The following is a 26807-nucleotide window of genomic DNA, read 5'->3' as shown; positions in this document are numbered from 1 at the left end:
AATATGAGACGGCGGATTATGTATCTTGCGGCAGTTCTTGTTCTGGGGCTGCTTATAACAGCCGGATGCGGCCCGCAGACCGAAACATCCCAATGCTTTGCCATGGGCACGGTCTGTTCCCAGACGGTCGCCGGTCCGGAGGAATGGCTGGCGGAGGGGGAACAGATGCTTTTCGCCATGGATGCCCGGTATTCCTGGCGCAGGACGGACAGCGAAATTTCCCGGATCAACGCCCATGCCGGGGAATTTGTGGAGGTGAGCCGGGAAACCTTTGACCTTGTGGCTAAGGCCCGGGAGATGGCGGAGCGGACGGGCGGCGCCTTTGACCCGACCATCGGCGTCCTCTCCAAAGAGTGGAATTTCGTGGAAGACCCCAAAGTGCCTTCGGCGCAGGTGATTGAAAATGGCCTTGCCTATATTGATTACCGGCAGATCGAGCTGGATGCAGCCGGCTGCCGGGTAAAAATTGCGCCGGGACAGTTTCTGGACCTGGGCGGCATTGCCAAGGGCGCCGCGGCGGACGCACTGGCGGCCTATTACCGTGCCCAGGGAGCCGAGAGCGGAATTCTCAACCTGGGCGGGAATGTCTATGTTCTGGGAACCCAGCCGGACGGGACGCTGTATCGGGTGGGCATGCGGGACCCGGAGGGCTCGGCCAACGACGTATACGGCTCGATCGCCGTCCGGGATAAGGCCGTGGTGGTTTCCGGGGCGTATGAACGGAACTTCACGGAAAACGGCGAGACCTATCACCATATCCTGGATGCGGAGACTGGCTGGCCGGCGGAGAGCGACCTGCTTTCGGCCTGCATCGTGGCGGACGACGCCACCCTTGCCGACGCCCTTTCCACGGCGGTTTTCGTCCTGGGAAGCGAAAAGGGGATGGCGCTTGTCCGTGAAATGGAGGGTGTGGACGCCATCCTCATCCGGAAGGACAACACGATCCTGGCAAGCGATGGATTTGTGGAGAAATATGCGCTTCAGCTGACGAAAGGAAAGCCCTATACGTTATGATCAAAAAAGCGGATATCTTCCTGGGATTGGGACTCATAGCGGCGGCAGTGCTGGCCCTGCTTTTTTTGGGGGGCGGAGACGGAGAGGCCATGGTTACCGTCCGGCAGAGGGGAGAGATCGTCTATCAGGGCCCTCTGGCCCAGGATGAGGAAATATCTCTTGCGGGGGATTTTCATAATGTGATCAAAATCCAGAGCGGCGAGGTGTTCTATGCCCATTCCGACTGCCCAGGACAGGACTGCGTGAAAATGGGGCGGTTATCCGGCCCGGGCCAACTGGCCTGCGCGCCCAATGAGACGATTGTTGTGGTGGAGCGAAGGGAAAGCGGGGTGGACAGCATTGCGGGATAAAATGCCGTCTCCGGCTCGGCGGGCTGCCATTTTCGGGCTGCTGGGGAGCCTGGCTATCGTCCTTTCCATTTTGGAAAACAGCATCACCGGCATGCTGAACTTTGCCGTCCCCGGCCTGAAGCCCGGGCTGGCGAATCTGGCGGTGGTTCTGGCTCTGCCCTATCTGGGCGGCGGCGCGGCGCTGGCCGTCTCTCTCTTAAAGGCGCTGGCTGTGTTTCTGGCCACGGGCACGGTGACGACCCTCTGGTTTTCCCTGGCGGGCAGCCTGCTCAGCGTGGCGGGGATGTGGCTGCTCTGGCGGTTTTGCCGCCGGATATTTTCCCTGGCCGGCATCAGCGCCCTGGGAGGGGCTCTGTCCAACCTGGGGCAGGTAGGGGTCATGGCCGCGATCTCCAACACCCCGGCTTTTTTCTATTATCTCCCGGCGCTGGCGATCTTTGGCGTGGGTTTTGGAATGCTGGTGGGGCTTCTGGGAAATATGGTGCTGCGGCGGGTTCCCCGGGAACGCATGCTGGGGCAGGCGAAAAAGAGCGGAGTTTGAATTTTTGGCGCCGCTCAGGCTTCTGTCCGTCAGGGTATTTTTGCGGGAATAATCCCGCCCTTTCAAAGCCTTCTGCGCTGTGCTGCGCGGGAGGCTTTTTCGTATATTTAAAAGGCCGGCTGTTCATGGGGAAATGTCGTTTCGAGTTTTTCAAGCATCCGATGGTAGCGGCAGAAATTTTTTTAACGTCAATGTTTTGCCGGATGGCGCAAGAGAGAAGCCGGATTGTTTTTTAAACGACTGCGGAGAGTTTCATAAAACAAGACCAAAGCGGAGAATTTGTGTGACCGCATATGAGGAACCAAATCAGGATGTTTTTACTATAAGGCCATTGCCGGAAGGATCGAGGGTTATCCTTGTCTGAGAGCCGCTGTATACATCCATACAGGGAATGGAATGGAGATCAGTTATTTCGGCGGCGGGCCAGCAGAAACAGACGGAGAAAATGGAGAAAGGCAGTGAGCGTAGCGGCGACATAGGTAAGAGCAGCGGCAGAGAGAACCTTTTTTGCCTGCGCCAGCTCCGGCGGAAGGAGGATGCCTTCTTCCTCCAAAGCCTGAATGGCCCGGCGGCTGGCATTGAATTCCACCGGCAGCGTCACCAGCTGAAAGACAAAGACTGCGCCGAAGGCAATGGCTGCGCCATAGGCCAGGGAGGGGACGCCCAGCAAAAGGCCAAACAGGAGAAGAGGAAAGGCGAGGCTGGACGCCAAATTGACAACGGGGAGAATGGCGCTGCGCAGCTTCAGGGGAAGATAGCCCTGGGAATGCTGAAGGGCATGGCCGGATTCGTGGGCAGCGATGGCCACGGCTGCGATCGAAGATGAACCATACACCACCGGAGAAAGGCGTATGGTATTTTTCAGCGGGTTATAGTGATCGCTGAAATTGCTGCCGCCGCTTTGAATGGAAACATCTGCCGCGCCATGGCGCCGAAGAATGACGGATGCGGCCTCCTGGGCCGGGATGCCGCGGGCGGACGCGACGGCAGAATATGTCTGGAATGCCGAAGATACGCGGATTTGGGCATAGACGGCGAATGCCAGGGCGGGAAGCAGAAGCAGCAGCGTCGGGTCCCAAAACAAACCAAAAAAATACATGACAGAAAACCCTCCGTTTTTTGTTAGTTTGCCGGAAAAGCCGGAAAGCATACAAAGCGGGAGGAGCTTTCTATTATTTGCGGATCAGGAAATATTGCTGATTTTTCCGCCGCTCCATTCGATATGGAAGATCCGCGTCACAAACACATTTTCGGCGACGGCATAATGAAAGGCGACGGTGTCCGCCGTGCAGTTTTCCCGGTCGATGCCGGAGAATTCGCCGAAAAATTCCTGTAAGTCGGAAAAGGCCACTTCGCCACGGAAGGAGGGAGCCAGATGCGAAAGCGCCAGTTCTCCGGCTCCATATTCGATGGCCAGGGCGAAGGACAGGAGCGTGTTTTCATGGCTCTCGGCCTGGGGATCGCCCTGGGGAACCAGGGATTCGGCGGTTTTGGTGAGGCCCTCGGGCTTCTGGCTGTATTGCTGATCCAGCATATGGCCATAAGGTTCGCCCACATCCGCATACACATGCAGGACCCCGTCGGAAATCATATACGAAGTGCAGGCAATATCAAAGACAAACCCCGGCGGATCGACACGGACGCAGAGCAGGTGCTTTTCCTTTCCCTGCACCTGCACCAATACATAAGCATCTTCTCCAATACGTCGGGCGGCTATCTGGGGCGAGGAGATTTTTTCCGGAAAACCATAGGCGAACAGGGCCCTGCCGGACGAATCCTCCAGGGAAAAATTAAAAATGCGGTCAAAATAGACGGCGGCCCGGTAACCCCGGCCCCCGGTGTTGAAAGCATGGGAACGGACGATATGGGGAACGATGGGAGGGTCCAGAGGCACATAGGGAGGAAACAGCCGCGCCTGGATCACATTTTCCGGAAGAAGCTGGAGAATAACCGCGCCGTCATTTCCCGTAATGGACGGCGGATCTTCATCCAGGGACAGGATGCGGGAAAAGGGAAGATAGATCCGATGGGGCGCGCTGTGGAGCGGCGTAAAGGAGAGGAAAAACCGCCCTTCCGGGACAAACAGCTGGAGAGAGCCGCCGGCGGTTTCTCCGGCCGGGCTGCCGTTGATCTCCAAAAGGCCATGGATATCGCAAAGTATATTTAAAATGGTGAGTTGTTGATTCATAGACAGATAGCCTCCATTCCCTAATGTATATGAGAACCGCTGCCGCGAAAGTACGGGAAAAAAGGGAAGAAAATGTTCTATCGGCGGGAAAAGCGCATAAAATAATTTGAGAACAGCACCCCGGCACAAAAGCAGAACCCCTCTGCTTTTTCTTTGTTTGCCCCATTTTTCAAAAGCAAATGTTGGAAGGAAAATCCAGAAGAGGAATAATTTTTTTCATGCCTGTCCATACTATGGTTACGAAACAAAGGGCAGATTTGTGCCCGCAGGCAGTATTTTTGAAAGGAAGGATGCAAGCATGAAGACGGCGGAAAATACAAGGCAGGAAAATCCCCATCCCCGGAGCGGATGGAGCTATGAAGAGACGGATACACTGTTTAACGAGGCACGGGCGGCGGGAAGAGATGGGCGGCCCATCAAAAGCGTGTTTGACAAGGTCGCCATGCTCACTGGCCGCAAGCCCAACAGCATCCGCAATTATTATTATTTGAAGCTGAAGGAAAACGACGACCTGGGAAAGACGAGCTTTGTCCCTTTTCAGGAAGAGGAAGTTCATGAGCTCATCAAAACCATGCTCCGGGAACAGGCCGAGGGAAAATCGGTGCGCAGCATCGCCATGGCTATGGGCGAGGGAGATAAGAAAAATATGTTGCGCTATCAGAATAAATACCGCAGTATGCTGCGCAACAATCCGGATTATGTCAAAAACGTCATGGAGGAAATGCGCGCGGCCGGGGAAAAGTATATCAATCCTTTCACGGAAAAGCGCCGCCGCGTCAGCCGGAAAAACCGGGATATGGGCGAAATGGCCATGGAGCTGATCGCCAGCTTATCCAAGCTGGGAAAGGATGGGGAGGCCATCGTTTCCAGCCTTTATGAAATTTTTTGTCGGGCATCCGGAAACATGGCGGAGAGCGATACGGAAACCCCTCGGGAGCTTTCGCGCCTGCGCTCAGAGAACGCCCGGCTGGAGAGGGAGCTGGAACAGCTGCATCAATCCAAGAAACAGCTGGCAGAGGAACTGGCGAAGCAGGCGGCGCTGGGAAGCGAGCTGGAACGCAGGCTTTCGACCCTGGAATCGCTGAATCGGGGCTTTGTTACGTTGGCGGGCATGGAGAAGATCTCCGGCCTTTCGGATTATGTGACGGCCATTACCCGGTGTATTGGGCCGCAGGACAGCGGCGCCCATTAAACCGTCTCCCCCAAAGAGACTGGCAGAAGCCAGTCTCTTTTTTTATGCAAGAATCTATCCCTTTTACTCAAAAAAGGCGGGGATACTTTACAAATGGAGGAATATGCGATAGAATTTTGTCGTTAAATATCGTAAATATAAATTTATATGATGTTAATTGTCGTTTATGTGGCACTTTTATGCAGGGGGATTTATGGTATTTGGTATTCTTTTATTTTTGATTTTGTCCTCGGGCAGTGTCCTCGCCGCCGCCTATGCGGATCACCGCTATGAAGAGGCCCTTCCTCTCACGATTTTTGGAATTATGGCGGTTTTCTATTTTCTGGGGATTTTCGGTGCGCTGAAAAGCGGGCTGTATACGGTTTTGGCGCTGGCGGCCGCGGCCTATCTTTTGGCGGGATACCAGGTGATCCGCCGGCGGGATTTTTTCCCTTTCCTGAAACGTATTTTTACGCCCGGATTCTGCTTTTTTGCGCTGATGTTCCTTTTGGCGATTTTCTCCAATAAGGGCATGACGCCGCACTGGTGGGACGAATTTTCTCATTGGGGAGATACGGTAAAGGTCATGACCATGAGCGATGCGTTTAACGCATCTTCGGGATTTCACACGCTGTTTCCCTCCTATCCTCCGGCGATGTCCACCTTCCAATACTTTATGCAGATCCTGCGGCAGATGCTCTATAAAACGGATTTCTGCGAATGGCTGATGTATTCCTCATATCACATGGCCTGCGCTGCATTGCTGGCCCCTTGCTTTGGGCGCCTTCGGTGGAAAAATATTTCGGGGATTCTTTTTTGTGCCTTGGGAGCGGCCTTGATACCGCTGGCAGGCTATGCAAATTATTATAATATTTTGACCATCGACGCTTTTCTGGCGCTGCTGGCTGGATTCTGTATGGTGTATCCTTTCGCTATAGAGAAAAAAAGAGGCTGGCTGCAAATATCCACGCTGGCCAGCGCCCTGTTTATACTGGTGCTCACCAAGCAGACAGGGCTTCTGTTTGCGCTTACGGCTGCGGCCGCCTATCTTGCCGGCCTGTGGATGGAATACCGCCGGGGAAAAGCCGGGGAACGGACGGAAACACCTCCCAAGCGGCTTTTGGTGTATGCGGCCCTGGCCATTGGAGCAATCCTGCTGGCAAAGGGGAGCTGGGAGATTTATCTGTCTGTCCAAAACGCTCCCCTGCAGTTTGACGGAGAGGTGAGCCTTTCCGGCCTGTTTCGAGTGCTGTTTGAGAGCAATCCGGCAGATACTTACCGCCGGGAAACCGCTTTGGCGTTTTCCAACTGGCTGGGGAGGTCAAAGTATTCCCTGGGGGATACGGGAATTTCGGTGAGCTTTCTCTTGTTTTCGGCGATATTACTTTTGGGGAAGACTTGTCTGGCGCATCAGGAGGATAGGCAGTATCCTCGGGAAAAAATAATCCGAAAAACCCTGGATATCCTCTGCATCACGACATATGTGCTGTATGCAGCCGGGATGTGCATTATGTATATGTTCAAATTCACCGTGGAGGAGGCGGTGGGGCTTTCGAATATCGAAAGATACATGAAGGTCATTATTCTGTTTCTGCTGTATATACAGTTTGCCCGCCTGATGCGGCTGGTTGGAGAACAGAAAACAGGCGGGAGAGCGATGGCGGCGGCGGCCGCTGCCATTCTGCTGTTCGCTCCGGTCAACGCTTTAATAGAATATATTCCCCGGCAGCAGGTAGACACGATCTATGCCCAGCAGGAACCCTATATTTCCTTTGAAAAAAAGGCGTTGGCGGCGATTCCGGAGGAAAAGGCGGACATCCTTCTACTGCTGGATCCCGAGGATGCAGAGTTTAAGAAGACCTATTGGATTATGCATTACCGGCTGCGCCCCCATCATGTGACGCACCAGCTGGGGAACTTTGATGTGCGGGATGTTGCGGGGAAACCCTTTGCCGGAGCCAACGCGCAGGAGCTTCAGGAGGGACTGCGGGGGGATTATGAATATGCCATGATTGCGCTTTCCGGAACGGAATATATCCGGGAAAATTACGCGAATGCCTTTGAAAATCCAGAGGAGATCCAGGCATGGAGCCTTTACCGCGTGACGGAAGCGGGAAAGCTTGCGCGGGTTCCCATTGGATAGAAAAGGATAATGCAGGTGGAGCTAAACAATAAGGCTTTGTCCCATAAGACAGGGACAAAGCCTTATTGTTGATTCGTGCCAATTTCCAAAATATGTTTATTTTCCCGGGAACGGGCGGACTTTTTGGAAAACAAAAACGCAAGCCGGCCCGCTAAAAGCGTGTTCCATCAGCGCAGCGCGAAGGAACAATGCCCCGCCTTCACATCCTGGGCTTCTACGACCAGAGTGATTTCCCCGGATGCAAAAGACGAGAGATCCAGCGTATTCCCGGAGGCAGAGAGCTCTTGCTGCTGCTCCCCCTGCTCTACTAAGACGCGGAGCTGCCCGTCGTCCGAGGTGATTTTGTATTCCAAAGAAGGGGAATTTTCCGAAGCAATGGAAAAATTATGCCGCAGCGTGCCGCTATAGGAATCCATCGATACTTCCCAGGTCGTGGGAGTGCTTACCTCAGAATAGGAAGAAACCGGGCAGGCCGTTAAAATGCAGAGCAAAAGAACGGCAACCAAAACAAGAGCGCATTTTTTTAAAGATTTCATATACATCCTTCCTTTCTTTTCCCGTTTTTGGGAATCATTTTGATATCTGATATATGCCTGCGGGCAGCGCATTCAGCCGAACCGCCTGGTCATACCAAATCCGGAAGAGAATGAAAAATGGGCTGCCGCTTGGAGAAGGTGCAGACATATTTTGCCCCCAAAGCCTGCAGCTTTTTCAGGGTTTGGGGGATATAGTTCCCCGCGTCCGCCGCCCAGTGGGCATCTGAACCCACCGTGAGAATCTCGCCGCCCAGCTCCAGATACCGCGATACCATCTCGCTGGTGGCCACCGTGTCGTCGGTTTTGGGGATGCTGCTGGTGTTGATCTCGATGCCTTTGCCGTCGGCAATGGCCTGTTTTAATATCTCGTCGATAATCTCGGCGAATTCACTGTAGATGAATTTGCAGGGCTCTGTGCCGCGGTAGTATTTGCTGGGATAGCCGATATGGCCCACCACGTCGTATTCCTTGAATACCCGCAGGGTTTTGCAGATCTCCTCCAGATATTCCTGATATGCCTCATGCATGGTTTTTCCCTCATAGAATTCCGGATAATAGGGGTCCCGGGTGCCTACAAAATGCTGAGAGCAGATGACAAAATCATAGTCATGAGCGCGGGCGATGGCGGCAAATTCCTCTGCACGGTCGCCAAAAGCGCCCAGCTCGACGCCCTGTTTTACGGCGATGGGGCAGCCTTCCGCCATGAGGTTTTGGTAAACGGCGTCATATCGCGCAAAATCCAGGCCGATTTCCTCCCGCCCTCCGGCAGGGTCAATATCCATATGCTCCGTGAAGCAGATCTCTTTGAGCCCCTTTTGCGCCGCGCAGGCGACGATTTCCCGGGCGGGAGAATGGGCGTCAAAGGAAATATCCGAATGAATGTGGTAATCAAACATGAGAAACTCCTGTACGCTGTTTTCCTTTATTATACGATGGGGCATGGATTTTGACAATATTCCCTTTCCTGGCAAAATAGTGTATAATCACTTGTAAAGAGACATACTATGAAAGGAAACTTGCATTTTGAAGAATAAGGGTTTGTGATACATCATCCAGGGAGGCATCATCGCCGCGGTCTATGCGGCACTGACTCTGATTACGCCGATTTTCAGCTATGGCGTGGGCCAGGTCCGGATTTCCGAGGCCCTGTGCGTCCTGCCGTTTTTTACGCCCGCGGCCATTCCCGGGCTGTTTGTGGGATGCGCGCTGGCGAATCTGGGAAGTCCTTTTGGAATGGCGGATATCATTTGCGGCAGTATAGCCTCGCTGTTAGCGGCTTATGCCACCTCGAAGGTGAAAAACAAATGGCTGGCGCCGCTGCCGTCTGTGCTGTTAAACGGGCTGATCGTGGGGCTGATGCTTTCCACTCAGATTCCGGGGCAGGCATGGTGGGCGGCGATTCTCTATGTGGCCGGCGGCCAGGCCATCGCCTGCTATGCGCTGGGGATGCCGCTGCTGTTCGCCCTTGACAAGTTCCGGGGAAAATTATTTGGAGAGACAAGGAGGAAGGAAGAATGAGAGTTTGTGTCTATGGCGCTTCCAGCACAGAGCTGGAGCAGAAATATATCGACGCGGTTTATGAATTGGGAAAGGAAATGGCGGCGCGGAACATGGGCCTTGTGTTCGGCGGCGGCGCCCAGGGAATGATGGGCGCGGCGGCCCGCGGCGTGCGGGACGGCGGCGGAAGCATCATCGGCGTGGCGCCGGACTTTTTCGACGTGGACGGCGTGCTGTTTCCCGACTGCACGGAGTTTATCTATACCAAAACCATGCGGGAACGCAAACAGATTTTGGAGGACAGTTCCGACGCTTTTATCATCACGCCCGGCGGCTTCGGCACGCTGGATGAGTTTTTTGAGATCCTGACACTGAAGCAGCTGGAGCGGCATAACAAGGCCATTGTGGTTTTGAATGTGGCGGGATATTACGATAATTTATTCGACTTTGTCGCCCAGGCGATGCAGGAACATTTCATCAAGGAAGCCTGCAAACAGCTATATCGCCTGGTGGACACCCCAAAAGAGGCTCTTGACTATATCGAAAGCTACAAGCCCGAACAGCTGAGCATCAAAAAGCTCAAGGATATCCAGGACGGCATGACCTACGACTACAAGGGGAAATAGGGCCTGCGCTGGGCCCTGCAAAAGAAAAAACAAAGCCGGAAGGCGGGAGGGGAAAGATGGAAAGGTCGAGGACGCTTAGAGAACTGTTTTCGGATATGTTTCGGATTGGCGGGCAGAATTTTTTGAAGATGTTCGCCCTGACCGGCCCTTTTATGGGCCTTGCTGCTCTTATCATCTGTCTAAGTGAAGCCTCCCTGCTGGGAATGGCACAAACACCGCCGGCGAGCACTGCCTGGGATGGAACATCGGCCTATCTTTCTACTGGTGCGGCCTTTTTGGGGGAGATCGTTCTGCTCTTTCTGTCGACCTTTATCGGGGCCTATAACTATCAGATTGCCTTTTCCAGCCTGGGCGGAGAAAACATCTCCATCCGGGAGGGCCTGCGCCGGGCGGGACGAACGTTTCTGCGCCTGGTGCTCAACGGGCTGTGCCTTGTAGTGCTGCTCTATGCGGCATTGTTCGTACTTCTCCTGCTGGCCGTGCCCAGCTTAACGGGAGCGGGCCTTGCCGGAGTGCTGACTCCCTGGTCCTATTCTCTGACAGGGACTGTGATTCTTCTTTGGATCATTTGGCTTGGCCTTGCATTTGCCGCGCTGCATATCTCGTTTGTCACGCCCCATACGTTATACACCGGGCGCTGCGGGTTTCCGGCAATTTTTAAAAGCATAGGGATATTCTTTCGGGGACGGTATGGCCGCAACCTGGGGCATATTCTCCTTTTGAATCTCTGCGCCGGGGTCTTTGCCTATGCCGGGATGCAGCTCATGGGGACAGGCGCATTTTTCTCGCCCGAGGGCGGCGTATTTTTCTGGATCGGAGTTTTTCTCATGATGCTGGCCTATGGCGCTGTGATGCAGTTTTCAGTTGTGGGAAACTGCATGGTCTATCTGAGCGCCAAGCACGATGCGGACGCCAAAGAGGCCGAAAGGCAGGCGGATTTCTGGAATGGATCGGGCGCGCGATAAGCGCGGAGGGCTTGTTTCCGCAAAAGAAGAATTTGAGCCGGAAGGCGGGAGAAAAAGGATGAAAGAGATCGGGGGATTGCGGAGGCTGTTTTCGGATGTGTTCCGGATTCTGGGCCGGAATTTCTGGAAACTGTTTGCCGCCGGAGGAGTATTTTCGCTGGTTGTTACGGTGGTCTTGCTGCCGGCATTGGTCTGGGGACGGGAAACTCTGGTCTGGCCGATGCTTGCGTTCCTGTTGTGCTTTATGGACGCCTATGTTTCCCAGATTGTGTTTGGGGAGCTGCGCGGAGAAAGCCTTTCCATCGCAGAGGCCAACCGGCGGGGATGGAGAACTTTTCTTCGCCCGCTGGCCAACGGCATATGCCTGGGGCTTTTATACTATGGCGCGGCGCTGGTGCTGGCCCTGTGTTTTTCGCCCGAGCTGCTCAATGGGAACCTGCGGCTGGCGTTTGAGGCGAAGCCCGGGGTGATGGCGGTTCTCTCCATTATTCTTTTTGCCATGGAGGTGCATGCGTCCCTGCTCCTGCCCTATACCATTCATACCGGGAGGTATGGATTCCCGGCGATTTTCAAAAGCATCGGAATCTTCCTCCGGGGACGGTATGGCCGGAATTTGGGACATATGCTTCTGATTCTCCTCTGCACGGCGGCAGGGGCTCTGGCAGCTATGCAGATTTTCCGCATCTGTCAGTTCTTTTCGCCCGGAGGAGGCGTTCTGTTCTGGCTGGGCGTGCTGCTGGCGTTCCTGGCGCAGGCGGCCGTCGTTCTGCCGTTTTCCATCGCGGCCCGCAGCCTGGCCTATCAAAATGCCGGAAGGGATGCGGGGTGCAAAGCAGTTCTTCCCGCGGAAGAAGCTTCGCAGGATAATACAATAGAAATAGAATGAATCAATAGATCGGAGAAATGAAATGAAAGCAGTTGTAACAGTAATCGGACAAGACCGGACGGGCATTATTGCCAAGGTGAGCGGCGTGCTCTATGCCCATGAGGCAAACATATTGGATATTACCCAGACGGTTCTGCGGGACGGCATTTTCACCATGATTATGCTGGTAGATTTGGACAAATGCACGGTGCCGTTTCCGGCCTTCAAGGAGGCGCTCGCGGCCTGCGCAGAGGAGCTGGGCATGGAAATCCAGGTACAGCGGGAGGAAATCTTCCATTCCATGCACCGGATCTAGGCGGAGGGCAGCGGCATGAGCATCAACACAAGGGAAATTTTGCAGACCATTGACATGATCAAAAATCAATGCCTGGATATCCGCACCATCACCATGGGCATTTCGCTTCGCGACTGCGCCACGGGCGACGCGGTTTCCACCCGGCAGCGCATCAAGGAAAAAATCTGCCGCAAGGCCGAGAATCTGGTGGCGGTGGGGGAGCAGATCGAGAGCGAGTTTGGCATCCCCATCGTCAACAAGCGCATTTCCGTAAGCCCTATCTCCATCATTGCGGAGTCCTGCGGGGTAACGGACTATGCGCCCTTTGCCGTGACGCTGGATGAAGCGGCAAAGGAGGTGGGAGTGGACTTCATCGGCGGCTTTTCGGCCCTGGTACAGAAGGGCATGACGGATGGGGACCGGAATTTCCTCCTATCCATTCCCGAAGCGTTGGACAGAACCCAGCTGGTGTGCTCCAGCGTCAATGTGGCCACAACCCGGGCGGGCATCAACATGGACGCCGTGGCTCTCATGGGCCGGATGGTCAAGGAAACGGCCCAGCGCACCGCCGACCGGGATGGAATCGGCGCGGCCAAGCTGGTGGTGTTCGCCAACGCCGTGGAGGATAACCCGTTTATGGCGGGAGCATTCCATGGCATGGGCGAGGGCGAATGCGTCGTGAGCGTGGGCGTCAGCGGCCCGGGCGTCGTCTCGGCGGCCATTTCGGATATGAAGGGGGAACCCTTTGATAAAATTGCCGAGACTATTAAAAAGACGGCGTTTAATATTACCCGCATGGGCGAGCTGGTAGCCCGAGAGGCGTCCCGGCGGCTGGGCGTGGAATTCGGCATTGTGGATTTGTCTCTGGCGCCCACGCCGGCACAGGGCGACAGCGTGGCCCATATTCTCGAGGCCATGGGCCTGGAGCGCACGGGAACCCACGGCACGACGGCGGCGCTGGCCCTCCTGAATGATGCGGTGAAAAAAGGCGGCATCATGGCTTCTTCCCACGTGGGCGGGCTTTCGGGAGCGTTTATCCCGGTGAGCGAGGACGCGGGCATGATCGACGCGGCCCGGGCCGGCGCGTTGCATCTGGATAAGCTGGAGGCCATGACCTGCGTCTGCTCGGTGGGGCTGGATATGATCGCCCTGCCCGGCGACACCCCGGCGGAGACGATTTCCGCCATTATTGCCGACGAAATGGCCATCGGCATGGTCAACTGCAAGACCACGGCGGTGCGCGTCATTCCGGTTCCCGGGAAAACCGTGGGAGACGAGGTGAGCTTCGGCGGGCTTCTGGGAACTGCGCCCATCATGGCCTATAATACCTGCTCTTCGGCGGATTTTGTGGCCCGGGGCGGGCGGATTCCCGCGCCGGTGCATGCCCAGAGGAATTAAACGGGCAGGCGCATGGTTTGGCGGCAAAATGGGGAAGATAGCCATAATTCAAGTGTAAGGAGCTGTTGTAACTATGAAAACATGGGAAGCGCCCCGCAAGCGGGCGGATATTGAAGAACAATATAAGTGGAAGCTGGAGGATATCTATGCCAGCGACGCCGAATGGGAAAAGGAATATGAGGAGCTTTCTGACGCCATTTCCAAGCTGCCTGCGCTGGAGGGCAATCTGGCGTCCTCGGGGCAGAAGCTGGCCGCCGGCCTGAAAGAGATCGATGAGGCCGGGCATAAGCTGGAGCGCCTCTATGTCTATGCCCGGATGCGGCGGGACGAGGATAACGCCAACCCCACATACCAGGCATTGACCGACCGGGCCACCTCCATCTCCGTGCGGTATTCGGCGGCGGTTTCCTTTGTGAGCCCGCTGCTGCTTTCTCTGGATGAAAGCGTTCTGCGGGGCTATCTGGAAGGCTGCCCCGAGCTTTCGGATTATGCCTTTATGATCGAGGATCTTCTGCGCTCCAAGCAGCATGTGCTCTCGGCCGGCGAGGAAAAGCTCCTCTCCCTGGCGGGGGATTTTTCCGGCGGCGCCAAAGATATTTTCACGATGCTGGACAACGCGGACATGAAGTTTGCCAGCGTGGAGCAGAATGGAACGACGCATTCTCTCTCCCATGCCTCCTATATCGGCCTCATGCAGTCGGCCGACCGGGAGCTGCGCAAAAAGGTGTTTGAAACGTATTATCAATCCTATAAGGACGAAATCAACACCATCGCGGCGACGTATGCCACCAACGTGAAAAAGGATCTGTTCTATACCCGGGCGCGCAATTTCGGCACCTGCCTGGAACGGGCGCTGTTTGGCGACAACGTGCCTGTGGCGGTCTATGAAAAGCTGCTGGAGACAGTGCATCAGAACCTGCCGATTCTGCACAGATATATGGAGCTGCGCAAAAAGGTTCTGGGCGTCGAAGAACTGCATATGTATGACATTTATACGCCGCTGGTGAGCGAAGTAGAGGCCAGCTATTCCTATGAAGAGGCAAAAGACCTGGTCTTGAAGGGCCTGGAAGCTCTGGGCGGGGAATATCTGGAAATTTTGAAAGGCGCTTTTGAGGAAGGCTGGGTGGATGTCTATGAAAACCAGGGCAAATCCTCCGGCGCATATTCCTGGGGCGTTTATGGCGTTCACCCCTATGTCCTGCTCAACCACCGGGGCGATCTGGACAGCGTGTTCACCATTGCTCACGAAATGGGCCACGCGATGCACACCTATTATTCCAATGCCGCCCAGCCCTATCCCACCAGCGGCTATGCGATTTTCGTCGCCGAAGTGGCCAGCACGGTCAATGAAATTCTGCTGACAAAATATCTCTTAAAAACCGTGACGGACAAAAAGCTGAAAAAATATATTCTCAACCACTATATCGACCAGTTCCGCACGACCGTCGTGCGCCAGGCCATGTTCGCCGAATTTGAAAAGATCTCCCATGAGATGGCGGAAAAGGGCGAGCCGCTGACAGCCAGCAGCCTCTGCAAGGTATATGGGGATTTAAACGCCGAGTACCATGGCCCGGCGATGGCGAAGGATGAAACCATCTCCTATGAATGGGCGCGGATCCCGCATTTTTATAACGCCTTCTATGTCTATAAATATGCGACGGGCTTCTCCAGCGCGTCGGCCATCGTAGCCGGCCTGGATCAGCCGGGGAATCTGGAAAAATATAAGGACTTTTTAAAAAGCGGCGGCAGTGATTATCCCATCGCGCTGCTGGAAAAGGCGGGTGTGGATTTCGCCCATGTGGTGGAAGTCTGCATGCAGGAATTTGCCCGGGCCCTCAGTGAATTTGAGGCGCTTTTATAGGAGGCTTTTCTCCGGCGGGATTGTGTGATATGATAGAGGAAAGCAGTGAGAACGGAGGGAAACAACATGAAACTGAGCTTTTCAACATTGGGCTGCCCGAGAATGAGCTTTGGCGATATTCTGGCGATTGCCAAGGATCTGTCCTATGACGGCATTGAGATCCGCGGCGTGATGCACGTCATTGACGCGCCGGATATCCGGGAATTTTCGCCGGAAAAGCGGGAAAAAACCATGGCGCGGCTGAAGGAGCTGGGGCTGGCCATTCCGATTTTGACCTCCGCCTGCGATCTGCATGTTCCCGCGCGCTGGGAAGCGGATTTTGCCATGGCGAAACGCTATGTGGATACGGCCAAGGCCATGAATATTCCCTATGTCCGGGTGCTGGCGGATCGGAACCCCGCGCCGGAGGGCGAAGTGGACGATGCGCTGGTGGCGGCGAACCTTTCGGCCATCTGCGGTTATGCCGCGGCGCAGGGCGTGGAAATTCTGGTGGAAACCAACGGCGTATATGCCGATACGGCGCGGCTTCGCAAGCTCATCGATGCTGTGAATCAGCCGAATCTGGGTGTGCTTTGGGATTTCAACCATCCATACCGCTTCTTTGGGGAAGCGCCGGAAACCACCATGGAAAATATCGGCGCGCTGGTGAAGCACTGCCATGTGAAGGATTCGGAGATGCAGGATGGCGAAATGGCCTACTGCATGGTGGGTTATGGCGACGTGCCGGTGAAAAAGTGTATCGCGCTTCTGAAGCAAAGCGGATATGACGGCTATTTCTCGCTGGAATGGGTGAAACGCTGGAATATGTCGCTGGAAGAGCCGGGTATTGCCTTTGCAAAATATGCCGGCTTTATGCGGAATCTTTAAGAAGAAACGCTGCCCCGCAGGGGCGGCGTTTTTGTATATGGAAAAATAGGGAGGGGAAGAGAATGAAACGGGAGCATGCAGCGGAACGCCTGGAGAAAAAATGGTTTGGCAAGGGATTCCGGGCCTTTGCCGGCGGGGAGCAGGACCCGGAGCTTTATGCGATGTTTGAAAACTGGGCCTTTGGCGAGATCGCATCCGGCGCGGCCCTGACGGCAGAAGAACGGGTGCAGGTAACGCTGGCCGTTTTGGCGGCCCAGGGCTGCTATAGCCATATGCAGATGCTTTTACAGGCCGGACTGCGCCTGGGGATGCAGGCGGTCACTCTGCGGGAGGTGCTCTATCACTGTTCGCCGTATATCGGTTTTCCCCGGGTGATGGAGGCGCTTTGGCATGCCAACAAGGAATTTGAAGAGGCCGGGATTGCCCTGCCCCTGGAGCCCTGCGGCACGGCTAGGGAGGAAACCCGGCGGGAAGCCGGATTTGCCAAGCATGCGGAAATTTTCGGCGAGGCGCCTACGCAGGCCCTGCGGCAGGCGAAGGGTGACCAGCGGAACGTCAGTGGATATTTGGCGGGAACCTTCGGGGATATCTATTGCCGGGAAGGATTATCCGTCAAAAACCGGGAGCTTATCACTGTCTGCCTGCTGGCGGTGTTGGGCTGTGAACCCCAGCTGAAAGCCCATCTGCAAGGCGCCATGCGGGTGGGGGTTTCCCGGGAAAAAATCGTGGAGGCATGGGAACAGTGCCTGCCCTGGATCGGCTATCCCCGAACCCTCAACGCTTTTTCCTGTTTGGAAGGGCTCTGACAAGAACCTATCATGGGACGCGCGGGGAATCCGAGAATGTTGGAAAAGCCCCGATTGTCTAAAATCCCAGGGCAGACGTCGGTATATCTGGGAGAAAAGAGCACGAATAAGAAAATAAGCACACCCAGTCACAAAGTTTCTCTGTCCGCTTTCTTTTTAAAGAAAGCAGGAGAAAAAGGAGCCGGTATATTTGCCGGCTCCTTTGCCGTTTCAAACGGCAATATTCCTGAGAAAATAGAGAGGTAGGCCATCCGCCTCAAAATCCGGCGGGAAGCCTCAGTACTTTTGCGTATAGGTATTGCAGTGGCAAAGGGTTCCCCCTTCGCCGGGCAGAACCGGCGCGTCAATTTCGATGCGGCCGGCCTGGCAATACGAGTCCTTATAATGGATGCAGTCAAAAACCGCGCACGCGATGGTTTCATGGGGCACCATTTTCTGCGAACCCCGCGGCACACCGGAAGAGGGCCAGTCCTGCTCGGCCCCTATCTCGGCATGATGGGCACGCATGGCGGTGAGTGTGGGGATGACGAGAGCCTTTTCGTCGGTCACGAAGGTTTCGCAATAGGGAAAAATTGTTCTTTCATCCACATATTCCTGCACCTGCACCAGCTCGCTGGCGCATTTTCCCGAGATGTTGTGAATGCAGTCCCGGGCTGCGCATTGAATTCTGCTTTTCAAAATAATCCACGATCCTTTTTTTCAAAATTTGCGCACATACTCTCGCTCTTGTGTTCCACCGTATCGCAGTCGTAAGGCCGGCATGGATAAATGCAGATGGACTTTAGCGTGCAATAATGGTCGGGCGAGTTATGAACGCAGCTTTCGATTTGGCATTTGATGATCTGCGGTGGCTTCATATCGATACCTCCTCGTTTTTTCTCCATCTATATCTTGCGCAGAATGCGGGGCGAATATGTCCGGAAAAAACATGCACATTCTGTAAAATCCAAAAGACTGCATAAGCTTGCGCCAAAATACGCAGGATAGAAAAAACGGGAAAAAGGAGGGTATTCTCTTGTTTAGAAATTCCCGAAACGACGGGGAAATAACCAAAACCATCCATAAAAATATTGAAAAAAACTACCAGCAGCTTATGGAAACCTTTGAAAACTGCTTTGACATCGTCAAACGGCGGCTGACCAATATTGAAGGGCGAAAGGTAATTGTGACGTTCTCCGACGGCCTTGTGACCAAAGACAGCATTGCCGAAAACGTCATCCGTCCTTTTTTGGGGTTCAGCTTTGATAAAGAAGGATTTTCTCCCCGCAATCTGGAGGATTTGAAAGAAAAGCTCTTAACGGCAGTGGACATCAAGCCGGAGGCGGATTTTCAAAAGGCCGTGACCAAATGCCTGAGCGGAGATACTGTGGTGTTTGTCGATGGCTATGACCAGGCGCTCATCATTCAGACCCGGGGATGGCCGAACCGGGGGATTCCCAAGCCGGATACCCAGCAGGCCGTGCGCGGGCCAAAGGAGGGGTTTACAGAAACGCTGCTGTTTAACGTCGCCCTGCTGCGGCGCAAGATCCGTTCCCCCAAGCTGAAAACCGAAATCCTCCAAAAGGGCAATCTTACGCAGACGGATATCTGCATGGTTTATCTGGAGGGCGCGGTACAGGAAGAGCTGGTGGAAAAGGTGCGCAAGCGGCTTCAGGATATCGACGTCGAGTATATTTTGGAATCCGGGCATATCGAACAGCTGATTGAAGATAACCCGCGGACAGTTTTTTCCACCATCGGCAACAACGAAAAACCGGATATTGTGGCGGCCAAGCTGATCAAAGGGCGCGTGGCGGTCATCGTGGACGGGACGCCCTTTGTCCTCACGATCCCTATGCTGTTCACCGAGACCTTTCAGGTGGTGGAGGACTACTATACCCGGCCCTATTATGCCAACTTTCTCCGGATTCTCCGGGTGATCGCCTATGTGCTCACCATTATGCTTCCGGGGATTTATGTGGCCCTTGTCACCTATCACCAGGAGATGATCCCAGACCAGCTTTTGGAAACCCTGATCCGGGCCAGCGAGGGAGTGCCCATGCAGCCGGCGGTAGAGATGTTTATTATGCTGCTGCTCTATGAGCTGCTGCGGGAATCGCTGCTGCGTCTGCCGGCGTCTCTGGGCTCCACGGTGGGCATTGTGGGGGTGCTCATCATCGGAGAGGCGGCGGTTGGGGCCAATCTCATCGGGGCGCCCTCCGTGGTGATTGCAGCCATGACGTTTATCACTTCGGCTGTGGTGAATTCTGCCATCGATTCCATTGCCATTTTGCGGATCCTGCTGCTGGTGCTGGCGGCAGCCTTTGGGGTCTATGGCATTCTCATCGGCCTGTTTATGATTCTGGCCCATCTTTGCACACTGCGCTCCTTTGGCTATCCCTATATGCTGCCTCTGGCTCCGATCCGCTGGAAGGGGCTGAAGGACAGCGTGATCCGGACGAGCACCAAGCAGATCCTGAAGAGAAAGGGGCTTTTATGAAACAGCGACGTTTGATCTGTCTTCTCCTTGCCTGCTCCCTGCTGCTGTCCGGCTGCGTATATAACGCGAACCGGCTGGCGGATATCGGCATCGTCAAAGGTGTGGCCTTTGATACGGGGGAGAACGGGGAAAAATATAATATGACCGCCTGCATGCTCCGCTCGGCAGAGGATGATGGCGGCTATATCAACTATAGCGCTATGGGCTCCACCCTTGCCGAGCTGCGGGCGGGAATCTCGAATATGTCGGAACGGAGCCCTTTTTTGGGGCAAAATGATATCATTGCGGTGAGCGAGGAGCTGGCGAAAAAGGATTTTGCCGGAGTTGTGCAGGCGTTCTTTGCCTCTCAGGAAAAATACGGAACGGAGCAGATCGCCATTATCGAAGGCGCTTCGGCGGCGGACGTGCTTTCCTATGAAAACGGCTTCTCCCAACCCCCGCCGGTATCCCTGCTGCTGCTCATCAAAAACGCTGCCACACACTCCTTTGCAGTGAAAACCAATGTGAAAAATGTGCAGAATGGCCTGAAGGGCATTGGAAACACCGCCCTGGTTCCAGTATGCCGCCTGGAGGGGGAAGGAGAGGATGCCAGGCTGACCGTCAGCGGCATGGGAGTCGTCAAGGGCAAGGTGCTGACGGGGATTTTGCAGCCGGAGGAGGCGATGGGGGTAAAATGGATCTCCGGAGATATGGAGGATACCTTTCACACCATCTATGTGCCGGAGCTGCAGGAGGATTTCGGCGTGGAAATCGTCGAGGCAGAAACGAATGTGACGGCGGAAAAAAAGGATGGAAAGCTGCATTTCTCCATCGCCATACAGTTCTATTTCTCCATCAGTGAACAGAGCGGAAGCGCCAACACTCTTGCAGAGCAGAATCAGGCATATATCCTGAAGGCGGCGGAGGCCCGGGCGGAGGAACAGGCTATGATGGCCATTGATAAAATGAAGGAATGGAAAGCAGATTTTTTGAACCTGGCGGCGATATATCTGAACCGCCATCCGGAGGAAATAGAGGCATATCAGGATTCCTGGGGCGACGCCCTGGCAGAGGGTACCTACAGCGTGGATGCCAAAAGTGCGCTGCGGTTTCAGGGCACGCCGGAAAAATCCGAATATTTATGGGAGTAGGGCATGGAAAAGAGACAGAAAATTTACCTTTATCAATACAGCTTTCTTCTGGTACTGGCGTGTCTATCCAATCTTTTCATCATTGGAGCCGTGGAGGGGCAGGCCGGGTCAGAAACCTGGATGGCCTTTCTCTTCTGCTTCCCTCTGGGACTTCTTGTCAATCTCCTGGCGATCGGGCTGTTTACCAGGAATCCTGGCTGCACACTCCATGATATCAATATCAGGGCCTTTGGAAAAATCCTGGGGAATATCGCAACGGTGCTGTATACCCTCTATTTCTTCCTGATCAGCGCCATCCTGCTCAATTATTACGGCCTGTATACCGTGGATACTGTGCTGGTGCAGATGCGGCTGATCTTCTTTATCGCGCCGGTCATGCTGGCTGTGGCCTATACGGCTAAAAAGGGGATCGAGACGCTGGGGCGCATGAGCGTCATCGTGGGGGCGGTTATTCTCGTGGTCTGCATTGCCGCTGTCGTGTTTGAAATCGCCACGGGAGAGCCCGAGCATCTCCTGCCCATTTTGGCGGCGCCGCCGGAAAAGATGATCCAGGTGGTTTTGGCCCTGACCACCATTGAATTTGGCGAACTGCTGGCCGTCATGACCTGCGTTCCCAATATCAAGGAGAGAAAAAAGCTCGTCAAGCCGACACTGTTGAGCATTCTGGCGGGCAATGGGCTGGTTCTGCTGTTCGCCGTTGGCAACATTCTGGTGGGCGGGCAAACCGCCTATATGAACACTGTGGGATTCTTCCGCGCGAGCCAGAGCACGGAGCTGTTCCAGGCTATCAACGGCGTGAAAATGCTGGTCGTGGCGGCATTTTTCTTTGCCGTGGTATTCCGGCTCACGATTCACCTGCGGGCAATCTGCCAATGCCTGGCGGAAACTTTCCATCTGGCAGACCAGAAACACCTGGCGCTGCCCGTGGGGGCGCTGGTGGCCGGCTTTGCCCAGTTCATTTCGGGAAGCTCTCTGGAGGTGTCCCGGTTCCTTGTGCAGGTCTATCCGTATATCGCCGTGGTTCCCCAGGTGGGGCTTCCGGCCCTGGCTCTGTGCCTGACCTGGCGAAAACAGAAAAAGGAGGAATAAGACGATGTTCCTGATGACCTTCATTTTGGCGGTACTGTTGTTTTGGGAAATCCGAAGCTTGCACCGCCAGGGAGAAAACCGAACGATGGCGGCCTATATCCTCATTTCCCTGGGGGCGCTGGCGCTCTTTGTCCTGGCGGCCATGGACCCGTTTTATCCGGGACTGCTGTAGCCTGTTTTTAAAGAAGAAATGGAATGGCGTTGTTTGATTGAGAGATAAGAAAAAACCTCTTTAAATGTGAAACAGAAAGAAAAGATGTGAAATTATAACGTAGGCAAGATGCCCCACGCCTCTTAGGCGGCAGAGTCCCTTTTCTCATTCGACAGGAGATGCAATCTCCCGCGGAATGCCCGAGGTTGGATCGCGCCGACCCTTGCCGCGTTTCATGACACGGCAAACCGCCTATTAAAAAGAAAGGGAAAAAGCGGAAGGAACAGGGCGAGCTTATATTTGAACGGTTTCCCTTCTGGCGTGCCCGGCTGGATTTCCCGCAAAAATATGCATCCGGATATTGGAACGGCGGCCGCATCCGGCAGAGGAATGCTTCAGTATCGAAGGGATGGAAAGGCTCTGAAAACGCATCCTGACGTCCAATAAAAAAACAGGAACCCGCAAAGGGCTCCTGTTTTGGTATGCTGGGATTATTTGACTACGACATTGACGATCCGTCCGGGAACGACGATCAGCTTCAAAAGCTGCTTGCCTTCCCAATAGGAGGCAAAATGCTCGCGGACATGGGCCTCGATTCCCGCCTTATCCAGGTCTGCGGGGACGGAGAAACGCTCCCGAACCTTGCCGTTGACCTGCAGGGGATAGGTAACCTCCTCCTGCGCCAGAGCGCTCTCGTCATATTCGGGGAAGGGCTGGTTGAAAATGCTGTATTCACCGCCCAGACGTTCCCAAAGCTCCTCGGCAAAATGCGGAGCAAAGGGCGCCATCAGCTTCATCATGGTTTGGATGGTATTGAGGGCATATGTCTTGTTGATGGGGCCGTCGGTATAGCGGTAGAGAGCGTTGGTCAGCTCCATCAGGCGGGCAATGGCCGTGTTGAAGGAGAAATTCGTGAGATCGGCCGTCACACTCTTGATGGTGTTGTGAAGAACGAAGTTGACCTTCTTTTCCTCTTCTCCCATGGCATCGTGATCGTCCGCCGCGTTCTGGATGCGTTCCACCAGCCGTTCGACACGCTCCATATATTTATAGATGGCCTTGATGCCGCCGTCGTTCCAGGGGCCGCCCTCCACATAGGAGAAGCCAAAGCCCAGATACATCCGGAAAGCGTCCGCGCCGTATTTGTTGACGTATTCATCCGGGGAAATGACGTTGCCCCGGGATTTGCTCATACGCTCGCCGTCCGGCCCCAGAATGACGCCCTGATGCACCAGAGAGGCGAAGGGTTCATCGAAATTCAGATATCCCATATCCCGGAAAGCCTTGGTGAAGAACCGGGAATAGAGCAGATGCATGCAGGCATGCTCGGCGCCGCCGATATATTTATCGACCGGGAGCATCTTGTTGATGATGGCCGGGTCCCAGGCCATTTTGTCGTCCTTGTTGTCCGGATAGCGCAGGTAATACCAGGAAGAACACATGAAGGTATCCATGGTATCCGGGTCGCGCCGGGCATCCGCACCGCAGACCGGGCATTTCACGTTCATGAAGCCTTCATGCTTGGCCAAGGGGGAGGTGCCATCCGGCGTGAAATCCACATCATAGGGAAGCTCGACGGGCAGATCCTCCTCAGGCACGGGAACCGTCCCGCAATGGGGGCAATGGATCATGGGAATGGGCGCACCCCAATACCGCTGCCGGGAAATCAGCCAGTCCCGCAGGCGGTAGTTGGTCTTGAAGCCGCCGCAGCCCCGTTCATGGAGCAGCTCCAGCATAGCCTTTCTGGCGTCGTCGGCATTCATGCCGTCAAAGCCCGGGCTGTTGACCAGCACGCCATGTTCGGTATAGGGCAGGCTGTCGTCCTCTCCCTTTTCCTTTGCCGCGATGACCCGCTCGATGGGCAGGTTATATTTGGTCGCAAATTCAAAGTCGCGCTCGTCATGGGCCGGAACAGCCATGACGACGCCCGTGCCATAGCTGGCCAGGACATAGTCTGCCGTCCAGATGGGAACGGCGCGGCCGTTGATGGGATTCACTGCATAAGAGCCGGTGAACACGCCGGTTTTTTCCCGGGTTGTGGCCAGGCGGTCGATCTCCGAAGCCGCTGCCGCATAGGCCTTGTATTCCTCCACAGCCGCCTTGTTTTCCGGCGTAGTCAGCTGATCCAGAAGGGGATGCTCGGGAGAGATAACGACGTAGGTGCAGCCATAGAGCGTATCCGCCCGGGTGGTGAACACGGTGAATTCGCCGCCGCCCTGGATTTTAAAGGTGATTTCACCGCCCACCGACTTGCCGATCCAGTTTTTCTGCATCAGCTTGGTCTTGGCCGGCCAGTCGATCTTATCAAGGTCTGCCAGCAGTTCCTCGGCATAATCCGTGATTTTGAAAAACCACTGGGTCAGATGCTTGCGGGTGACGGGCGTGTGGCAGCGTTCGCAGGCGCCTTCCACCACCTGTTCATTGGCCAGAACCGTGTTGCACTTGGGGCACCAGTTGACCGGCGCCTCCTTGCGGTAGGCCAGGCCCTTTTTATAGAGCTGCAAAAAGCACCACTGGGTCCATTTATAGTATTCGGGCATGCAGGTTTTCACCTCATAATCCCAATCAAAGGAGGCCCCCATGGCCCGCAGCTGCTTTTCCATGGTCTCGATGTTGGCCAGGGTGGAATCCTTGGGATGAATGCCGGTTTTGATGGCATAGTTCTCGGCCGGCAGGCCGAAGGCGTCAAAGCCCATGGGATGAAAGACGTTATAGCCCTGCATCCGGCGGAACCGGGCATAGGTATCCGAAAGGCCATAGTTATACCAGTGGCCCACATGGAGCTTGGCCCCGGAGGGATAGGAGAACATCTCCAGCACATATTGCTTGGGCTTATCGCTGTTTTTATCGAATTTATAGAGACCTGTCTCTTCCCAGCGTTTCTGCCACTTTTTTTCAATTTCCGGTAAGTTCACTTTGTCAACTCTCCTTTTTTAATTTTTCCGAAAAAAACGCCTCTTTCTTTTGAAAAGAGGCGAAATATTCCGCGGTACCACTCTTTATTCCAGGGCAGCGGCCCCGGCGCTTGTTTTCACCGCGAGGAGCAAAGACGAGTTCTTCCCGCCCGCCCTGCCGGCCTTGCAGCCTGGAGCCGGCTCTCTTTCCAGGGGGAATACGGAAATACTGCTTCTTTTCACGGCCCATATAAGTAATATAGGTAAAATATATAGCATATCGGCGGGAATGTCAACAAAAACGGGGGCGGGAACGAGAAAAACTAGCAAAAAAAGTTGAAAAGTGGGTGGGTTATATGATATAGTAAGTTCGGATAATTGACTGGTGGGTAGCCGTCAAAAATAGGGATAGAATAAAACCGGGCGAAAGCCCGGATAAAATTTGGATTCTTTATCTATATTGAAATCCGCAAGCATAGGAAGGTGTATCGATGAAAAACCAAGGCAAACTGGGAATCGAGGTTCCTGAAATTTTGATTCCGGATGAAAAGGTCAATATGCGAAAATGGTCGGTTGTCGCATGTGACCAATTCACCACTAACCAGAGATACTGGAATGAGGTGGAGCGCATGGTGGGGAACAGCCCGTCCACGCTGCATATCATGCTGCCCGAAATTTATTTGGAGGATGCAGACGTTTCCCAGCGGATTTCCCGCGCTAAAGAAGTGATGCGCAGTTATTTGGACGACAGCGTCTTAAACCTGCTGCCCCGGGGCTTTGTCCTGGTGGAACGCTATATTGACGGGAAGCCCAGAAAGGGCCTGATGGTGGCCATCGACCTGGAAGAATACGACTATGATCTGGAAAGCCGCCCCCTGATCCGGGCCACAGAGGAGACGCTTCTCGAGCGCATTCCTCCCCGCATTGCCATCCGCAAAAATGCGGACGTGGAAATGCCTCACGTTCTGGTCCTGATGGACGACAAGGAAAAACAGGTCATCGAGCCGCTCTATCAGCGCAAAGACCGCTTCCCCAAGCTCTATGACTTTGAGCTTATGCAGAACGGCGGCCGGGTCGCCGGATATTTTGTGGATGATGAGGCCTCCATTGAGGGAGTTCTTGAGGCAATTTCTCAGCTGGAGCTGCATGACGGCATGCGGTTCTGTGTGGGAGACGGAAATCATTCCCTGGCTACGGCAAAGACCGTCTGGGAAGAGGCGAAGGAAACGCTTTCCCCGGAAGAGCTGGAAACCAGCCCTCTGCGCTATGCGCTGGTGGAGCTTTTGAACCTTCATGACGACGCCCTAACCCTGAAGCCCATTCACCGGGTCATCAGCAAGGTCAATTCCGCCCAATGCATCCAATATGTGGCGGATCAGCTGAACCGCGCGGGATTGGACGCCCGGCTGGTGTTCTCCCGGCGCAAGCCCTCCATGCAGATGAGCAGCGCGCCCCAGACCGTTTTCTTCACCAGCAAGGACAGCGCGGGCCGCATTGAGATTCATAACCCGGTGCATCCCATGGTAGTGGGAGAGATCCAGCCCGTCTTGGAAAAATATGCAGAGAAGAACAACTGCCGCCTGGAGTATATCCATGGCGACGAGGAATTGGAAGAACTGGCGGGCGAATACGACACGCTGGGCTTCTATATGCCCGCGATGGAAAAGGAAACCTTCTTTGACACGGTGATTGAGTGCGGCGTGCTGCCCAAAAAGAGCTTTTCGCTGGGTGAGGCCAATGAAAAACGCTATTATCTGGAATGCCGTCTGCTGACCCAAGCAGAGGAGATCGTTGAGGACGAGGAAGCCGAGGAGCCGATTGCCGAAGAAGAGGATGAGGCCCGGATGGCTGAAGAAGAGATCATCGGCGAGGACGTCCCTGAGGAAGAAGAATAACGAAAAAAGACATGGCGGCGCCGCCGCCATTTGGAGGAGAAAGATA

General features: G+C 54.7%; 27 protein-coding genes. 20 read left to right on the top strand and 7 right to left on the bottom strand.

The genetic code is table 11. The features are described from left to right. The first annotated feature begins 18 nt into the window (after positions 1-18). The 3 genes from H8693_RS07135 to H8693_RS07125 are packed head-to-tail and all read left to right on the top strand — an operon-like array spanning position 19 to position 1905. Positions 19-1014: an FAD:protein FMN transferase gene (locus H8693_RS07135; protein ID WP_249280414.1), complete on the top strand. Its 996-nt coding sequence runs from the start codon at positions 19-21 to the stop codon at positions 1012-1014. Then, a complete protein-coding gene (locus H8693_RS07130) occupies positions 1011-1364 on the top strand; it encodes a NusG domain II-containing protein (RefSeq protein WP_249280413.1) in 354 nt (117 codons plus the stop codon). The genes H8693_RS07135 and H8693_RS07130 overlap by 4 nt, the downstream gene beginning before the upstream one ends. Beyond that, positions 1354-1905 (top strand): Gx transporter family protein, encoded by a 552-nt coding sequence (locus tag H8693_RS07125; protein WP_249280412.1) that lies wholly within the window; start codon positions 1354-1356, stop codon positions 1903-1905. The genes H8693_RS07130 and H8693_RS07125 overlap by 11 nt, the downstream gene beginning before the upstream one ends. A gap of 403 nt (positions 1906-2308) precedes the next feature. Here H8693_RS07125 and H8693_RS07120 read toward each other — a convergent pair whose 3' ends face one another. Together H8693_RS07120 and H8693_RS07115 are read right to left on the bottom strand one after the other, a co-directional pair. Beyond that, a complete protein-coding gene (locus tag H8693_RS07120; protein WP_178618478.1) occupies positions 2309-3004 on the bottom strand; it encodes a zinc metallopeptidase in 696 nt (231 codons plus the stop codon). A gap of 84 nt (positions 3005-3088) precedes the next feature. Then, entirely contained in the window at positions 3089-4093 is a 1005-nt protein-coding gene (locus H8693_RS07115) for a hypothetical protein (RefSeq protein WP_249280411.1), read from the bottom strand. Positions 4094-4391: 298 nt separating this feature from the next. Between H8693_RS07115 and H8693_RS07110 the strand changes: the two genes are divergently transcribed. Next, the gene (locus H8693_RS07110) at positions 4392-5285 is read left to right on the top strand and encodes a hypothetical protein (protein WP_249280410.1); all 894 of its coding nucleotides are present in this window, start codon (positions 4392-4394) and stop codon (positions 5283-5285) included. A 193-nt stretch (positions 5286-5478) separates the two neighbouring features. Beyond that, a complete protein-coding gene (locus tag H8693_RS07105) occupies positions 5479-7407 on the top strand; it encodes a hypothetical protein (protein ID WP_249280409.1) in 1929 nt (642 codons plus the stop codon). 167 nt (positions 7408-7574) lie between these two features. On the opposite strand, the gene H8693_RS07100 is transcribed toward H8693_RS07105, so the two are convergent. Further along, positions 7575-7943 (bottom strand): hypothetical protein, encoded by a 369-nt coding sequence (locus H8693_RS07100; RefSeq protein ID WP_249280408.1) that lies wholly within the window; start codon positions 7941-7943, stop codon positions 7575-7577. 89 nt (positions 7944-8032) lie between these two features. Further along, on the bottom strand, positions 8033-8839 hold the full coding sequence (locus tag H8693_RS07095; RefSeq protein ID WP_249280407.1) for a histidinol-phosphatase HisJ family protein: 807 nt from the start codon (positions 8837-8839) through the stop codon (positions 8033-8035). A gap of 151 nt (positions 8840-8990) precedes the next feature. Between H8693_RS07095 and H8693_RS07090 the strand changes: the two genes are divergently transcribed. The 10 genes from H8693_RS07090 to H8693_RS07045 all read left to right on the top strand — a co-directional run bounded on the left by H8693_RS07090 (position 8991) and on the right by H8693_RS07045 (position 17369). Next, a complete protein-coding gene (locus tag H8693_RS07090) occupies positions 8991-9461 on the top strand; it encodes a QueT transporter family protein (protein WP_330605742.1) in 471 nt (156 codons plus the stop codon). After that, positions 9458-10066 (top strand): LOG family protein, encoded by a 609-nt coding sequence (locus H8693_RS07085; RefSeq protein WP_178618918.1) that lies wholly within the window; start codon positions 9458-9460, stop codon positions 10064-10066. Before H8693_RS07090 ends, H8693_RS07085 begins: the two co-directional genes overlap by 4 nt. Before the next feature lie 56 nt (positions 10067-10122). Then, positions 10123-11031 carry a hypothetical protein gene (locus tag H8693_RS07080; RefSeq protein ID WP_249280406.1) on the top strand — a complete coding sequence of 303 codons (909 nt, stop codon included), beginning with the start codon at positions 10123-10125 and terminating at the stop codon, positions 11029-11031. Between the two features lie 58 nt (positions 11032-11089). Continuing rightward, positions 11090-11917: a hypothetical protein gene (locus tag H8693_RS07075; RefSeq protein ID WP_249280405.1), complete on the top strand. Its 828-nt coding sequence runs from the start codon at positions 11090-11092 to the stop codon at positions 11915-11917. A gap of 22 nt (positions 11918-11939) precedes the next feature. Next, positions 11940-12212, top strand: coding sequence for an ACT domain-containing protein (locus H8693_RS07070; RefSeq protein ID WP_178618909.1), 273 nt, complete (start codon positions 11940-11942; stop codon positions 12210-12212). Positions 12213-12233: 21 nt separating this feature from the next. Next, positions 12234-13589 (top strand): PFL family protein, encoded by a 1356-nt coding sequence (locus H8693_RS07065; protein ID WP_407926346.1) that lies wholly within the window; start codon positions 12234-12236, stop codon positions 13587-13589. Between the two features lie 73 nt (positions 13590-13662). Next, the gene (gene pepF / locus H8693_RS07060) at positions 13663-15450 is read left to right on the top strand and encodes an oligoendopeptidase F (protein ID WP_249280403.1); all 1788 of its coding nucleotides are present in this window, start codon (positions 13663-13665) and stop codon (positions 15448-15450) included. Between the two features lie 66 nt (positions 15451-15516). Continuing rightward, positions 15517-16317, top strand: a complete 801-nt coding sequence (locus H8693_RS07055) for a sugar phosphate isomerase/epimerase family protein (RefSeq protein WP_178618901.1) — start codon at positions 15517-15519, stop codon at positions 16315-16317. 62 nt (positions 16318-16379) lie between these two features. Then, entirely contained in the window at positions 16380-17123 is a 744-nt protein-coding gene (locus tag H8693_RS07050) for a carboxymuconolactone decarboxylase family protein (RefSeq protein ID WP_249280402.1), read from the top strand. A gap of 36 nt (positions 17124-17159) precedes the next feature. Then, on the top strand, positions 17160-17369 hold the full coding sequence (locus H8693_RS07045; protein WP_249280401.1) for a hypothetical protein: 210 nt from the start codon (positions 17160-17162) through the stop codon (positions 17367-17369). 30 nt (positions 17370-17399) lie between these two features. On the opposite strand, the gene H8693_RS07040 is transcribed toward H8693_RS07045, so the two are convergent. Together H8693_RS07040 and H8693_RS07035 are read right to left on the bottom strand one after the other, a co-directional pair. Beyond that, positions 17400-17801, bottom strand: a complete 402-nt coding sequence (locus tag H8693_RS07040) for a DUF1540 domain-containing protein (RefSeq protein WP_249280400.1) — start codon at positions 17799-17801, stop codon at positions 17400-17402. Further along, a complete protein-coding gene (locus H8693_RS07035; RefSeq protein WP_178618892.1) occupies positions 17798-17980 on the bottom strand; it encodes a DUF1540 domain-containing protein in 183 nt (60 codons plus the stop codon). The genes H8693_RS07040 and H8693_RS07035 overlap by 4 nt, the downstream gene beginning before the upstream one ends. 158 nt (positions 17981-18138) lie before the next feature. Between H8693_RS07035 and H8693_RS07030 the strand changes: the two genes are divergently transcribed. From H8693_RS07030 to H8693_RS07015, 4 genes are read left to right on the top strand one after another with little or no spacing between them, the layout of a single operon-like run. Then, positions 18139-19602, top strand: coding sequence for a spore germination protein (locus H8693_RS07030; protein ID WP_249280399.1), 1464 nt, complete (start codon positions 18139-18141; stop codon positions 19600-19602). Beyond that, positions 19599-20732: a Ger(x)C family spore germination protein gene (locus tag H8693_RS07025; RefSeq protein ID WP_249280398.1), complete on the top strand. Its 1134-nt coding sequence runs from the start codon at positions 19599-19601 to the stop codon at positions 20730-20732. The genes H8693_RS07030 and H8693_RS07025 overlap by 4 nt, the downstream gene beginning before the upstream one ends. Before the next feature lie 3 nt (positions 20733-20735). Beyond that, entirely contained in the window at positions 20736-21821 is a 1086-nt protein-coding gene (locus H8693_RS07020) for a GerAB/ArcD/ProY family transporter (RefSeq protein WP_249280397.1), read from the top strand. A gap of 4 nt (positions 21822-21825) precedes the next feature. Beyond that, a complete protein-coding gene (locus H8693_RS07015; protein ID WP_249280396.1) occupies positions 21826-21993 on the top strand; it encodes a hypothetical protein in 168 nt (55 codons plus the stop codon). Between the two features lie 470 nt (positions 21994-22463). Here the strand turns inward: H8693_RS07015 and leuS are convergent, their stop codons facing one another. Beyond that, positions 22464-24887 carry a leucine--tRNA ligase gene (gene leuS / locus H8693_RS07010; protein WP_249280395.1) on the bottom strand — a complete coding sequence of 808 codons (2424 nt, stop codon included), beginning with the start codon at positions 24885-24887 and terminating at the stop codon, positions 22464-22466. 470 nt (positions 24888-25357) lie between these two features. On the opposite strand from leuS, the gene H8693_RS07005 reads away from it, so the two are divergent. After that, positions 25358-26761, top strand: coding sequence for a DUF1015 domain-containing protein (locus tag H8693_RS07005; protein ID WP_249280394.1), 1404 nt, complete (start codon positions 25358-25360; stop codon positions 26759-26761). Positions 26762-26807: the final 46 nt, after the last annotated feature.

Origin of the sequence: Guopingia tenuis (assembly GCF_014384805.1) — a bacterium.
Classification (GTDB): Bacteria; Bacillota; Clostridia; order Christensenellales; family Christensenellaceae; genus Guopingia; species Guopingia tenuis.
Note: the sequence above shows the minus strand (reverse complement) of the source record. Positions and strands in the feature narration are given on the sequence as shown.